Genomic DNA, 13,908 nt, shown 5'->3' with positions numbered 1-13,908 from the left:
CCGTGAGCAAAAAAGCTGCAGAAAAAACCGATACAATTCCAGAATCCTATCAATACGATGCCATTATCATAGGCACTGGGCCTGGCGGCGAAGGCGCCGCCATGAACCTCTCCAAAAGCGGTAAAAAAGTCGCAGTAATTGAGCGCCAACACGCCGTGGGTGGAGGCTGTGTTCACTGGGGTACTATTCCTTCTAAAGCACTCCGCCACTCTGTAAGCCGTTTAATTGAGTATAAAGCGAATCCACTTTATCGTTTTACTGAGCGCCCACAACGTCATACCTTTCAAGATATTCTCCATCATGCCAGTGATGTGATCTCAAAGCAGTCGACGCTACGCTCTAGTTTTTATGGCCGCAATCGCATTCACTTATTCCAAGGCGATGCCAGTTTCGTTGATGCACATACCGTGCAAGTGATCCATCAAGATGGTTCGCAAGAGTTGTTGACGGCTCAAACCATCGTAATTGCGACAGGGTCAAGACCATATCGTCCACCAGGCGTAGACTTTAATCACCCTCGCGTCTATGACAGTGATACAATTTTAAGTTTAGAACATAATCCTCAACGCGTGTTGATATACGGCGCTGGGGTGATCGGATGTGAATATGCCTCGATCTTTAAGGGACTGGGCGCGAAAGTTGACCTTATCAATACTCGCGACCGCCTATTGGCCTTTATGGATGCCGAGATCTCTGACGCTCTCAGTTATCACTTTTGGAACAATGGGATTGTTATTCGCCATAATGAAGAGTTTGCCAAGGTAGAAACCCATGACAAAGGAGTAATTGTTCACCTTCAGTCAGGTAAAAAGGTGCGCGCAGATTGTATTTTATGGGCCAATGGCCGCTCAGGAAATACGGAAACCTTAAACCTTGATAAGGTTGGTTTAAAGGCCGATAGTCGCGGCCAACTCAAGGTCAATGAACACTACCAAACCGAAGTGGATAACATTTTTGCTGTGGGAGATGTAATTGGTTACCCAAGCCTTGCCAGTGCTGCATTTGACCAAGGTCGAATTGCCGCAAATGCCATCGTTCATGGCGCATGTGATGAGCGCCTTATCACCGATATTCCAACGGGAATTTACACCATTCCTGAAATGAGCTCAGTGGGAAAAACAGAGCAAGAGCTCACCGCAGCTCGCATTCCTTATGAAGTAGGGCGTGCGCAATTTAAACACCTTGCACGCGCTCAGATAACGGGCACTGAAGTTGGCAGCTTAAAAATTCTATTCCATGCTGAAACCAAAGAAATACTCGGTATTCACTGCTTCGGTGAGCGAGCATCGGAGATTATCCATATCGGCCAAGCCATTATGGAACAAAAGGGCTCTGGTAATAATGTGGAATACTTTATTAATACCACGTTTAACTACCCAACCATGGCAGAAGCCTATCGTGTGGCTGCGCTTAATGGGGTTAACCGCCTGCTAGATTAAAGCTAAAACAATCCAAGCTTAGATATAAATAAAAGTGACGCAGGTGCGTCACTTTTACTATAAGGTAAAGCGATATTCTGCACTGAGGCGCCAAACACGGTCCGTTTGCTTGGGTTTCCCGTTAAAGGCGTCACGATTCGCGACTGTCGTTTTGAGATCCAACCACTCAACACCAACTAACCAATTCGAATTAATCTGATATTTTGCCGTCGCTGTGAAGGCATGACCATGGCTTTGGTTTGGATCAAACTGCCAGTCGTCTTTATCAATGACCTTAAATTGCTCCGCTCGCACACTAAAACGCCATGCATTGTGCTTATGAGTTAACAACAAAAACCAACTATTAAAGTCATTATCGACACCACGATTAGCTCCCATTGCTGTATTACCTGCCATCCCTTGGAGCAGTAACTGTATTTTTACTGTTAACTTATAACGCCAAGCGGCACTAATGAATTTAGTATCCCACGCATACTGGCCTGTGCGATAGTTAACTTTGCTTGGATCACCATTATTGTCATACCAATATACATTGACCGCACTGCGGGTCGAGAAGTCATGATGATACCCAAGGTAATAGCCAAAACGGCCATCTATTTCAGTAAATGGTTCCACATACTGCGCTTGATGCTGTAGTTGTGGCGTATTTAACGACTCAACTGCGGCAAATGGTATGCTTTCATTAAATACCGACTGCCTATCGTGTACAGTAAACCCTCGCCATGCCAACAAAGTACCCGCAGGGTCATTACCTTTAAAAACGCCAGCCACCCCTTTATACCCCTTTCCTCTGCTGCGGCGGGTCGATGGCTGTTCTATGGCTATCTCAGTGCCAAATACACGTACTTCTTCACCGACCCAAGCATTAATAGCAGAATACTGATAATTATACGGAGATGACCAACCGATATCTGGGTTTTCAATGGAAAACTTAGGATAGAAGCCACCAACGCGCACGATGAACCGACGACCATTACTAGGTAGCGTACGATACTGTAAATATAACTCGGTAAACCCAAGCTTATCATCTGGGTCTGGCACATACTGCATTACGCCATGCAAAAACCACGCACTGTCAAAGTCGAGACGCCAATCAATCGCGCCGCGACTCAGCATCAGGTCGGACTCTCCCTTGCCAAATCTAGTAACTCCCCAACCTGGCTGATACCAAGCTTTACGATTATCGTCCTGCTGCCACATGGCTTGCAGTTGTCCATGCCCTGAAACCTCAACAGCACCGCTTTCCCCAATGGCAAATAACGCCAATAAGGAAGTTAATTTAATAATCGTCGAAGTCATCAGAAAAGTCCTGCAATGGAGCCATCAGCGTTTGCTTTATTTGATAAGTGATGGCACTGGTATTATTCAGCCCCGAGAACTGACGCTGTTCTATTTGCTCAAGGTTCTCAAACCGCTCGTGCCAAACATGTAGCTGTAATTCACCTACCTGCGTCGCGCCAAGGTCGATGTTTGCTTTGCCGTTTTTATCGGTTACGGCAAACAAAGGGCTATCAACAACAACGATATAACCCAACATCCAATCGTGAATATTGCACCCGAGCTCGACGATACCGGGCTGATCAAATAACACCTGTTTAGGATCGTCCCGATACAGTTTGAGTTCAAATGCCTTCGTTGATGAAAAAGAGTACACGTGATGCAAAATAGGATCTAAGTTTGGAAATGAGACCTGAGCTCCCGCTTGTACTATGAGGATATGTGGCACAAAAGATTTATCTTTTTGCTCCATTTTAAAGCTAAGCTGGCGCTGCTCTTTTGCGGTGCCTTTCCCTGTAAGCCAAACTGCCGCATTTTCTAATGGTTGTTTATCGTTATCTAGCACTTGTATTTCCAGCGCCATAACAATATTTAATTGGAGCATAGCGAATACGACGACAATGCATCGCAGCAGAGTGAGCTTTTGCATAGGCAGTCCAACCAATCCTTATTTTATATTTTTGCTTGTCTATACTAGACCGAGCGGAATAATTATTACGTTCATCGCATTTACAGGATGAATACGTATGCAACTTTTACGTGAACATTAGCATACAACAGTAAGCTTAGCGTATATGTAAAAGAACACGAATATACGTGTCGACAACAAAAAGGAAACACTATGCGCCCCCTGTCATTTTCCCTGATTGGCTTAAGTTTGTTTACTAGCACAAGCTTCGCGGCTTCTTTAGCTGTAAGCTCACCCGATGGCAACATTACCTTCACACTAAGTGATGATAATAGCCAGCCTAGCTACCAAGTAAGCTTTAACGACAAAACAATTATTCATCCCTCAAAACTTGGTTTTGATTTTGCAAGAGCGGCATCGATGCGCGATGGATTAATGATTACTACACATCATCGTAACAGTGTAGATAGCAGCTGGGAGCAACCTTGGGGTGAAGCAAGAGTGATCCAAGACAAACACAATGAGCTGGCCGTCACGTTTGCTAAACAGACCGATAAATCGCCGCAATATACCGTGCGCGTTAAGGTATTTGATGATGGTGTGGGTTTCCGTTACGAAGTGGCGCAAAACCAATCGCTTTATATTACCAAAGAGCTCACCGAATTCGCTTTTGCGGATAGTGACAAGAGTACCGCATGGTGGATCCCTGCCCGTGGATGGAACCGCTATGAATATGTCTATAACACCACACCATTGCACGACGCCGCTCATGTACACACCCCATTTACCTTAAAAAACCAAGATGGTGTGCATATCAGTGTGCACGAAGCTGCACTTATAGATTATGCGGGCATGACGTTAAATCAACGTCGTCCAGGGACATTTGTTGCTGATTTAACCCCTTGGTCAGATGGGGTTGCGGTTAAGACCAATGGTAAGTTCTATACGCCTTGGCGCACTCTACAGATAGGGAGTGAAGCTACAGACTTACTTAATTCTCATCTTATTTTAAACCTGAATGAGCCAAATAAACTAGGCGATGTTTCTTGGGTTGAACCGGGTAAGTACATTGGTATTTGGTGGGAAATGCACATTAATAAAAGCACGTGGGGAAGTGGAGAAAAGCACGGTGCAACGACCGAGCGAACTAAAGAATACTTAACCTTTGCTGCCGATAATGGCTTTGATGGTGTGTTAGTTGAAGGCTGGAATATTGGTTGGGATGGTGACTGGTTCTTCAATGGCGATGTCTTTAGTTTTACCGAAGCCTATCCTGATTTCAATATTGACGAAATAGCCAAGCACGGTGAAAAAGTGGGTGCTCGCTTGATTGGTCATCACGAAACATCGGGCAATGTCAGTAACTATCGCAATCAAATGGAAGATGCCTTTGCGCTCTATGAAAAAGCCGGGGTACGTCAGGTCAAAACAGGATATGTTGCAGATGGCGGTAACATCAAGCGCATTGATGCGCAAGGAAATGCTCGATTCGAGTGGCATGACGGGCAGTTTATGGTGAATGAATATTTAGACAACATTAAACTGGCAGCTAAACATAAGATCAGTATTAACACACATGAGCCTATCAAAGACACGGGACTTCGCCGTACTTATCCAAACTGGATTTCTCGTGAAGGCGCGCGAGGTCAAGAATTTAATGCGTGGGGCACTCCTCCAAACCCACCTGAACACGTTCCTATGCTTGCGTTTACTCGTATGTTAGCAGGCCCTATGGACTTTACACCGGGTATTTTTGACATGGGCTTTAACGGCCTTGGTGATAAAACTAACCGCCCACAAACCACCCTAGCCAAGCAATTAGCACTTTATGTGGTCCTGTATAGCCCAATTCAAATGGCCGCTGATCTACCAGAGAATTATCTAGCAAAACCCGATGCCTTTCAGTTTATTAAAGACGTACCGACTGACTGGGAACAGAGCATGGCGTTGGACGGAGAAGTGGGTGATTATGTGGTATTTGCTCGTAAAGCACGTAAGCACAAACAATATAACGGTGATGATTGGTTCCTAGGTGCCGTTACAGACGAGAAAGCACGAGAGATCCCAATTTCACTAGACTTTCTTGAAGCTGGTAAACGCTTTGAAGCACAAATCTATGCTGACGGTGACAACGCAGAGTGGAAGCAAAACCCTTACGATATGAACATTTATCGTCAACAAGTCACAAGTAACGACAAACTAACGTTAAAACTGGCTCCTGGCGGTGGTGTTGCTATTCGCTTTAAAGCGCTATAAACATAAAGTGGTCACCCTCTGTAGGGCGGCCACTGTTCTACATTACCACTGAGTATTACTGACACTGATAGCTAGGGGTTAATCCTTTAGCTATTTCCCATTTTGCTGTTAGCAATGATGCAGGACCGTTGCTGTCGTGTGATAGCTCCCAATTCATAATACCGCCCGCATTCAATTTAGCGTACTGCGTTTTGGCGCGGATAGTCGGAATACCATTGTAGTAGCTACTACCATCACTATCACGACATGCATTAGCGGCGTTTTCTTGAAGTAAGGTACGGTACGCCTTCCACGTAGGTCTTGCATAAAATGGCACACCTAATACCGTCTTTTCTTTGCTAAGGCCACGACCTTGCCAGTAAGCGATGGAATCTTTTGCGTATTGCATTGAAGCATGATCAGCATTGTTCGCGTCATACGCCATCAAATTTAAGAAGTCGATATCTTGGAACACAGACTCCAGCACACCACCACCGGTATACCCAAGTGCCACCACTGCTGCTGTCAAAAATTTGCCTCTCGCGCGTAACTCAACACTCAAGGCTTTCATCAGTAATGCATAATTATCTGCCGACGCTCCAGGATCTGGGTATTCCCAGTCCATATCCACGCCATCTAAATTATGCTGTTCTACAAAAGCAATTACTTCTTGCACAAAACGGGCTCGACCTTGCTCTGAACTAGCAAATGTTTCAAATGCACTATCATCACCGCCATTCCAGCCACCAATAGCGATGCCAACCTTCACATTATTGGCATGAGCCGAATTTACTAGCGCTGTCATTTTGCTTAAATTTTCGAGCGGTCTGAGTGTGCCATCTGCATTAGGGAGTAAAAACGAGTAATTAATATGTGTTAGTTTATCAAATTGAATATCGCTTACTGCCCCCTGCCAACTTGGGAAGTAGCCGACAATTTTAAAATGAGGGTCGCCAGGTGGAACATCGTCAGACACGACACTGAAGTTTACCGCACTCGACTCTCCTCGCGCCCCAGACACATCAGTTGCATAGACAGTTAATGCGCGATTACCGAGTCCCTGTGCTTGCCACATCACCTCATAGGGGGCACTGTTATCCGTAGCGACCAATGTACCATCAAGGTAAAATTCGACACTGTCGATTGCAGTGTTTTGTGGGTGGCTTACAGTCGCAGCGAGGCTAACGTCAGAGCCAATGACAACTCGTGCATTGCTACTCGGTGAAGTGATCGCAACCAGAGGTAATGGCGTGACCGGATCACAACGTCCGTTTGCTTGCCAAACATCGTATGTATCTGAGTGTTGTGCAGGATTTTGATTTTGTGTCCACCACTTTGCGGTGTATTTAGAAGACTGATAAGTGACAGCATCACCACCTGTATATACCTGTTGTGATTGCCATTGCGTTAAGTTGCTACAGTCTACCGCCAGTGCAACTTCCATCGCGCCAAGGAGCGGAAGTGCAATTAATAAGCTTGTGTATTTCATTACCTTTATCCATGTTGTATGTCGGCTAAAGCAAGTCATGCCGAGTTTAAAAAAATGTTAACTTGCGATTCTAGCCTACCAGCATGGATAAATTTCGTACAATGCAACTCGCTACGACCTTAGTCTAATGACAATAGAAAACCCCTCTCTCTTTACAGCATCCGTACATCCGTGATTTTGCTCGTTTATAAAGTGTCCAATTAGTGCGGCAAGACTGTACAGATAAGATTTAGCTCAGTATCCTTGCGGTTTTTGGCGTTTTAAAGAGAATAACTAAAAGATGAGTACGGCATTTTCAAGACGATTTGTAACCTTAGTCGAGCAATTTGCAGGCGGTAATAAACGCCAATTTGCCCAACTGACAGGTAAATCCCCTTCCCATATTTACCGTATTTGTCGCGGCTTAAGCCGCCCGTCTATGGTCTACCTTGAACACCTATATAGTCTCTTTTCCGTTGATTTAAATTGGCTGCTAACTGGAGAGCAGCCCTTAGATAAACCGCAAGGCCAATTCAAAGATGAGCTCACACTCATTCCAAAACTTGATATTGAGGCAAGTGCTGGCATGGGTAGCGTTATTGGTAACGAGGAAATCACTGAGCAATTCGCACTGAATCGCCGCTGGCTTAACTCTCATTTGGGCGTTTACTCTGACAAACTCGCTTTTGTTTCTATTCGTGGTGATAGTATGCAACCAACCCTGCTAGACGGTGACATGGTACTCGTAGACCTTTCACAAAACCAGCCAAATAAAGATGCGGTGTACATTGTCCAAACCGAAGATGGCTTGATGGCAAAGCGCGTACAACAAAAGCAAAATCAGCTCAAAGTGATCAGTGATAACCCAAGCTATCCGAGCTGGGAAATCACACCAGAGAATGCCGACAGTCATGGTATCGCAGGACGAGTTGTCTGGTGTGGTCGTAGTATTTAACCTGAGCTAGCGTTATGTTTCAGTGTGATGAACTAGCATCACACTGATTTAGCAAGCTTGGCCTGCTCCTTTTCAATATTTACAAATTGACTTAGTAGCAAAGAGCACACAGCAAGTGCGGCACCAAAATAAAATACTAATGACTGATCGTATAGCCACACCATGCCAAAGCTTGCAGGGATCACCACTGCCGCAATATGGTTAATGGTAAAACTCACCCCCGCTGTTGCAGCGATGTCTTCGGGTCGGGCTATTTTTTGGAAGTAGGTTTTCAATGCAATGGCCATGGCAAAAAAGAGATGATCAATCACATAAAGTGCTGCCGCGAAGCTTGCCGATTCAACTAATGCATAACCAATGAATACAATAATCAGACCAATATATTCAATTGTAAGTGTTTTTCGCTCACCGATATGCCCAATCATCTGACCAACCTTGGGGGCGACAAATATGTTTATCAAATGATTCAACATGTACAGTGCGGTGATCTGCGCAACATCAAAGCCAAACTTTTCTACCATTAAGAAGCCCGCAAACACCATAAAAATTTGTCGCCTCGCACCGGAGAAGAATATCAAGGCGTAATATAAGCTGTACTCTTTTCTTAGGATCAGCTTTTTATGTTGTGTGGTGTGTATTTCGAAGGTAGGAAAGCCAACAAACATAAATAACGCAATAATAAAGCCCATACCACCAATAAGCAGATACATGACTTGGTAATCCGCAGAAAGGTAACTAAAACCTAACCAAATTATTGCGTACGTTATCAGTGAAGCGATGGATTTAATTGACAACAACAGGCCTAATTTGGCGGGCGCTTCATCCTTATTAAACCACTGCAAACTGAGCGATTGGTTTAGCGTTTCAAAATAGTGAAAGCCTATAGACATTAACACTGTGGTGGCATACAAGCCGTAAATAGTCGGGAGCAAGCCGGTAATAGCAACACCGAGCGATAACAAACATAAGCTGATCAGTGCGAAAGTTTGCTCCTTCAACACCAATAAAACAAATACTGCAGTGAATGCCAAAAACCCAGGGATCTCCCGCAGAGATTGCAACATCCCCATATTGGCACCATTGAAATCAGCAGCTTCAATCGCGAAATTATTCAACATCGCCATCCAACCTGCAAAGGTGACCGCCATAATAATGGTCGCAAGTACCAAAAAATTAAAAGGACTTTGCCATCCTTGAGAAACATTTTTCATGATCATCTCCACATAAAGCACAACTATAAAAAGGTTATGGCTATAATATGGCTACATAATGCTTTCTGATATACATAATTATGCCAAGCTATTTATCAAAACAGACAAGCTCTCCATGGCGTATTCAGCCAAAGTCAAAGCGCTTTTTAAAACCAGCACTTGGTCGACCAATTCTTCCTAGAGCCGTAAAAAAAGAAGAGTGGGAGCATGTCCAGCAGCATCAGCATGAGTGGGGACAGCTTGCATATACCAGTAATGGCGTGATCACGATTGTGACCCCAGAAGGCACATTCGTGATCCCTCCTGACCAAGCACTATGGCTTCCACCAAACCTCCCTCACGAAACATACTGTCGCTATGGTGGCGATTTTCGTAGTGTTTATATTGATACTAAATATACTGAATTACTCGGGAATAAAGCCAAGCTGATTGCTGTGGATGAACTACTAAAGCAATTCATCTTGGAGATCTGTACTTGGCACGAAGATTACCATTTAGATGCCAAAGCTGAGCGATTTATCGATGTTTTTATTGATAGATTAACGTCAGCTGCAACGTGCCACTTTTTTATTCCAAGTGCACAAGATGCTCGGATCTTACCTATTGTGACCGAGCTACATACTAACCCGGGATGCAAAATAAGCTTAGAGGCTTGGAGTGATCAGGTTGGCGCATCAACTCGCACACTAAACCGCTTATTCCATAAGTGTTTTATGATGGGTTTTAGCGACTGGCGTCAAAAGTTAAGGGCTATCAAAGCAATCGAATCGTTAAAGGATGGACACTCTCAGCAGCAAGTAGCACTGTATTTAGGTTTTGACTCAACCGCAGCGTTTAGCAACGCATTCAAGAAAGTATTTGGAAAACCACCAGGACAATATCTAAAAAAGTGAGCGAGCTGTCTCTTTATATATTGATAGTTGAGTAAAAAGCAAAAGGGTATGCAACTACATACCCTTTGAAGCTATCATTTTTGATCTATCTCTTAAAACTCTAAGATCTACATTTAAAATTGATAAGTAAAGGCACCGTAATACATCCGTCCGATATTATCATAGCTTGCACTACTTGCACCTGTGCCCCTAGTGTAGCCTGGTAAATCTCTATCAAAAACGTTATCAACTCCAAGTTCCAACGTAATGCCATTGTCGAAACGATAACCACCACGTATATCTGTAATAAAGTAGCTGCCATAGCTCATTATGTTACTAGGATCTGGGTTTTTATTTAGAGCCTTATCGGTATATAGGCTAACTCCATCTAAGTAACGTGTTTTCGAGCTAAACTGCCAGTTACTGACTTTATAGCCAAGTGATACCATGGCTTGCCATTCTGCTTCACCAGTAGTACCTGCGTACTCTTCAGAGTCTGATAAGTCAGACTGGAAAGGATATTCTTCACGACTCTTCAGATAGGTACCTATCAGGCTAGAAGTCATACGACCTTCGAATAAGTCAAAATCATAGCCAATCTCGAAATCTATCCCTTCCGCGTTCTGTTTAGCAACGTTTTGCGTAATTGAACGAATACCTGTTAACTCTCCATCCTCATCTCGTGTCACCAACGCACAGAACTGGTTATCAATACCACTTAACGAATCAACACATTTATCAAGAATGTCTTGGCCTGAGATATTATCAATTGCGTCTTCAATCTCAATTTCCCAGTAGTCAAGCGTTATTGAAAGGCCCGATATTGCTTCTGGCGTATATACTACACCAAATGTAAAGCTATCAGATTCTTCTTCTTTGAGGTCTGGGTTACCACCAAGTACGCCCGGTATGGAAGAAACAGTCGCAATTGCATCAAAATCTTCTGGGATACCAAGTGCATCACAGTTCGCTCTGCGGTTCGCATCTTGAACTTGACCGCGTTTACAGGGGTCAGTGATTCTGCTAAAGAAGTTCTCACTTTGAGGCCCGTATAACTCCGAAATATTTGGTGCTCGCATCGCTTTAGACTTAGTCGTGCGAACTCGTAACTCATCTGTTAGTGTCCAGTTTAAACCCGTTTTCCAGCTTACGGTATCTCCAATAGTTGAGTAATCAGCATAACGTACAGCTACATCTAATGATAAATCCTGTACTAGCGTCATATCTGCAAGTAATGGAACCGAGATTTCAGAAAAGGCTTCTCTTACATTGAATTCACCATGCTCTTCTAGGATTGCATTCAAGAATGTTGCACCTGTTGCTGCAAAGGCATCTGGGAAAGAATCACTTTCTTCTTTTCGGTACTCTAGACCAAACGATATGCCCACATAACCTGCTGGTAATTCAAATAACCCGCTATTACTGATATTGGCATTCAATACTGTTTGCTTAATCTCTGACTTGCTGATACTTGTTGTATTGAACCAAGCTGCAGCTTCGTCACTCACTGCACCATAGCCGAACATGCTTGTTGGTACACATCCTGCTGCACGAGCTTGCTCATCACGACAAACAATATCACCATTTTCTAATCGAATAGCATCAGCTGACTGCTTAATACGTGCTTTAATCGTATTACCCGTATTGGTCTGCATGACCTCAGTCTTACCATACACAGCAGACGCTTCAAAATCCCAATCCTCTGCTACAACGCCACTCAGCCCTGCAACAAAGCGTGTTGTCTCACGCTCATTCAGCTCATAGCGACGACCTGCGTCCTCCATGAAACGGTGCATTTTAAATTCATCGACGCCATTTCTATCCATCAACTGTGCTAAAGACTCATGCATATAAGCATTATCTCTTTTGATCACAAATGCGCCTGTCCCATGACTATCACCATACTCAAAATACGATGGCTGGCCAATTGAATCTGCTTCAGATTTTGTGTACTTTGCAGAGGCGTATACATTCAAATCTGACGTAATATCGTAGTTAGCTTTGATATTTACGTTTGTATTTTCAAACGTTGGCTGTAATTCTTCATAACGAGTTAAGTCAAGAATATCACAGTCACCAGAGCAAATTGCCCAGTCATTTTCATAGGTTGTTCCTAGTTTTTGTGGTCTAACACTGCCGTCTGGGTTAAAGGTATACCACACTAACTCTCCATTTTCCTGCTGATAAAAGTTACCGTTGACGGAGTCATCATAGTAGCCTGCATTCGTGATTGTTAACCTATCAGCAATCCCATCATGGATATAGTTACCATCTTCCCCTTCGATATCACCATCATTAGGATTAGTGATTGAGCTAATCAGCTTATTTGTTTGAGCGCGGTCGGTAGCATTCATACCATCTTGGCTCACATGAGATACTGAAATACCTACGTTGCCTTTGCCACCATCAAAGTCTCGGCCATAAGATAGGCTGAACTTTTCATTTTCATACGGCCCTTCTGCAGCAGTACCCTTAGACACACTTAAGTCAAAACCTTGAATGTCCTTTTTCAAAATGAAGTTAACTACACCCGTTACAGCATCAGCACCATATACTGCAGATGCACCACCCGTGATGATTTCAACACGCTCAATCCAATTTGAAGGAATATTATTAACATCAACAGATGCGGAGCCCGGGCTACTTGAAACATGGCGCTTACCATCAACCAACACCAGTGTTCTTGCAGTACCCATACCTCTTAAGTCAAGTAAGCTGAGACCTGCGGTACCAATACTTCTTCCTGCATTTGCAAGGGAGTAGGTATTTGCTAACGCAGGCATATCATTTAATGCTTCTCCGATGCTTGTTACACCACTGGATAATAATGCCTCACCGCTGATAACTGTAACTGGGGCAGGGGAAATCGCCCCTTCTCTTAAAATGCGAGAACCTGTTACTTGGATTTTCTCTATTTCATCAATACCAGAGCTTTGTTCAGCAAGCACATTCATTGAGGTTGACGCGATGGCACAACTTACGGCAAAAAACACAGGAGTTTGTTTTGTTATTAGATTTGTTATATTCATTTATGACCTTATTCTTTTTATGTACTTAGTTCCCTATTAAGCAACAACATAAGCTATTTCTTTACGAAGAAAAGATCAAGATTTTTTATAAAAAACATGAATTTTTTTACTTTTAATAAGATAACCACAAGATCTGTAAAGCCAAAAAATAGAAAGCAGTAATAACAAGCTGAGAACAATTAATATCATTCGTTATCGAGATGAGGCTAAGAACTGTAACCAACCTAGCGCTGACTGGCTGCTCGGACTTATTTTAGAGCATTCTATCTGTTACAAGAGATGCAAAATCCATTAGCTACTCCACCTCCCTATACAACAGGGCTAAGCCTTATTGAACTGTCATGAAGTTAGTTGTGACTACATTTAACTGTAAAAACTACGAAGACACTCTGAAGATGTGACGGCTTCATTAAAGTCACATAACGTTTAATTGATATGCGTTTTAGAGGATGAAAAAATTAAGATAGATTGCTATCACGTCACGGCCGCTATGGTGGGAGGTTGAGTAGGAGCGAGTTTACCTAGTGAGGTTTTTTAAACCGCACATAGCAAAAAAGCCACCGCTTTACTTCAGCGGGGTTGATGAATGAATACTTTTCGTTGGCCGTTTATTTGACTCAGTTCGCTACGAAGTAGGATGTTTTCGTTCTTCTTGCTAGCTCGGCGGGTGAACCATCTCCTACCATGCTGAGGCTGGGGTAGGAGCGAGTTTATCTCGCGAGGTGTTTTTTGATCTTTGGCGTCTTCGACTCGAATGTGTATGCACACAAATCGGCGGGTGAACCACCTCCTG

At 43.6% G+C, this 13,908-nt stretch carries 9 protein-coding genes; 4 read left to right on the top strand and 5 right to left on the bottom strand.

What is annotated here, in order from left to right:
* Window positions 1-2 precede the first annotated feature (2 nt).
* Window positions 3-1,439 carry a Si-specific NAD(P)(+) transhydrogenase gene (gene sthA / locus CEX98_RS11275; protein WP_099642169.1) on the top strand — a complete coding sequence of 479 codons (1,437 nt, stop codon included), beginning with the start codon at window positions 3-5 and terminating at the stop codon, window positions 1,437-1,439.
* Between the two features lie 57 nt (window positions 1,440-1,496).
* On the opposite strand, the gene CEX98_RS11270 is transcribed toward sthA, so the two are convergent.
* Both CEX98_RS11270 and CEX98_RS11265 read right to left on the bottom strand, forming a co-directional pair.
* A complete protein-coding gene (locus tag CEX98_RS11270) occupies window positions 1,497-2,738 on the bottom strand; it encodes a hypothetical protein (protein WP_099642168.1) in 1,242 nt (413 codons plus the stop codon).
* Entirely contained in the window at window positions 2,719-3,366 is a 648-nt protein-coding gene (locus tag CEX98_RS11265; RefSeq protein WP_099642167.1) for a methylamine utilization protein, read from the bottom strand. The genes CEX98_RS11270 and CEX98_RS11265 overlap by 20 nt, the downstream gene beginning before the upstream one ends.
* A 192-nt stretch (window positions 3,367-3,558) precedes the next feature.
* On the opposite strand from CEX98_RS11265, the gene CEX98_RS11260 reads away from it, so the two are divergent.
* Window positions 3,559-5,601, top strand: coding sequence for a glycoside hydrolase family 97 protein (locus CEX98_RS11260; protein WP_099642166.1), 2,043 nt, complete (start codon window positions 3,559-3,561; stop codon window positions 5,599-5,601).
* Window positions 5,602-5,656: 55 nt separating this feature from the next.
* Here the strand turns inward: CEX98_RS11260 and CEX98_RS11255 are convergent, their stop codons facing one another.
* Window positions 5,657-7,069, bottom strand: coding sequence for a glycosyl hydrolase family 18 protein (locus tag CEX98_RS11255; protein WP_099642165.1), 1,413 nt, complete (start codon window positions 7,067-7,069; stop codon window positions 5,657-5,659).
* Between the two features lie 280 nt (window positions 7,070-7,349).
* Here CEX98_RS11255 and CEX98_RS11250 point away from each other — a divergent pair, with 280 nt between their 5' ends.
* Window positions 7,350-8,003, top strand: a complete 654-nt coding sequence (locus CEX98_RS11250) for an XRE family transcriptional regulator (RefSeq protein WP_099642164.1) — start codon at window positions 7,350-7,352, stop codon at window positions 8,001-8,003.
* Window positions 8,004-8,041: 38 nt separating this feature from the next.
* On the opposite strand, the gene CEX98_RS11245 is transcribed toward CEX98_RS11250, so the two are convergent.
* Window positions 8,042-9,214, bottom strand: a complete 1,173-nt coding sequence (locus CEX98_RS11245; RefSeq protein WP_099642163.1) for an MFS transporter — start codon at window positions 9,212-9,214, stop codon at window positions 8,042-8,044.
* An 80-nt stretch (window positions 9,215-9,294) separates the two neighbouring features.
* On the opposite strand from CEX98_RS11245, the gene CEX98_RS11240 reads away from it, so the two are divergent.
* Window positions 9,295-10,107 carry an AraC family transcriptional regulator gene (locus CEX98_RS11240; protein WP_099642162.1) on the top strand — a complete coding sequence of 271 codons (813 nt, stop codon included), beginning with the start codon at window positions 9,295-9,297 and terminating at the stop codon, window positions 10,105-10,107.
* A gap of 113 nt (window positions 10,108-10,220) precedes the next feature.
* On the opposite strand, the gene CEX98_RS11235 is transcribed toward CEX98_RS11240, so the two are convergent.
* Complete coding sequence (locus CEX98_RS11235) at window positions 10,221-13,115, bottom strand: TonB-dependent receptor (protein WP_099642161.1); 2,895 nt, start codon at window positions 13,113-13,115, stop codon at window positions 10,221-10,223.
* Window positions 13,116-13,908 lie beyond the last annotated feature (793 nt).

This window comes from Pseudoalteromonas piscicida (assembly GCF_002744175.1).
GTDB classification, from domain to species: domain Bacteria; phylum Pseudomonadota; class Gammaproteobacteria; order Enterobacterales; family Alteromonadaceae; genus Pseudoalteromonas; species Pseudoalteromonas piscicida_B.
This window is presented reverse-complemented; position numbering and strand designations above follow the sequence as displayed.

Excerpts from the sequence above, each read along its gene's own strand:
- CEX98_RS11260 (WP_099642166.1), top strand. The coding sequence starts at position 3,559 with ATGCGCCCCCTGTCATTTTCCCTGATTGGCTTAAGTTTGTTTACTAGC.
- CEX98_RS11240 (WP_099642162.1), top strand. The coding sequence starts at position 9,295 with ATGCCAAGCTATTTATCAAAACAGACAAGCTCTCCATGGCGTATTCAG.
- CEX98_RS11245 (WP_099642163.1), bottom strand. The coding sequence starts at position 9,214 with ATGAAAAATGTTTCTCAAGGATGGCAAAGTCCTTTTAATTTTTTGGTA.
- CEX98_RS11265 (WP_099642167.1), bottom strand. The coding sequence starts at position 3,366 with ATGCAAAAGCTCACTCTGCTGCGATGCATTGTCGTCGTATTCGCTATG.
- CEX98_RS11270 (WP_099642168.1), bottom strand. The coding sequence starts at position 2,738 with ATGACTTCGACGATTATTAAATTAACTTCCTTATTGGCGTTATTTGCC.
- CEX98_RS11255 (WP_099642165.1), bottom strand. The coding sequence starts at position 7,069 with ATGAAATACACAAGCTTATTAATTGCACTTCCGCTCCTTGGCGCGATG.
- CEX98_RS11235 (WP_099642161.1), bottom strand. The coding sequence starts at position 13,115 with ATGAATATAACAAATCTAATAACAAAACAAACTCCTGTGTTTTTTGCC.
- CEX98_RS11250 (WP_099642164.1), top strand. The coding sequence starts at position 7,350 with ATGAGTACGGCATTTTCAAGACGATTTGTAACCTTAGTCGAGCAATTT.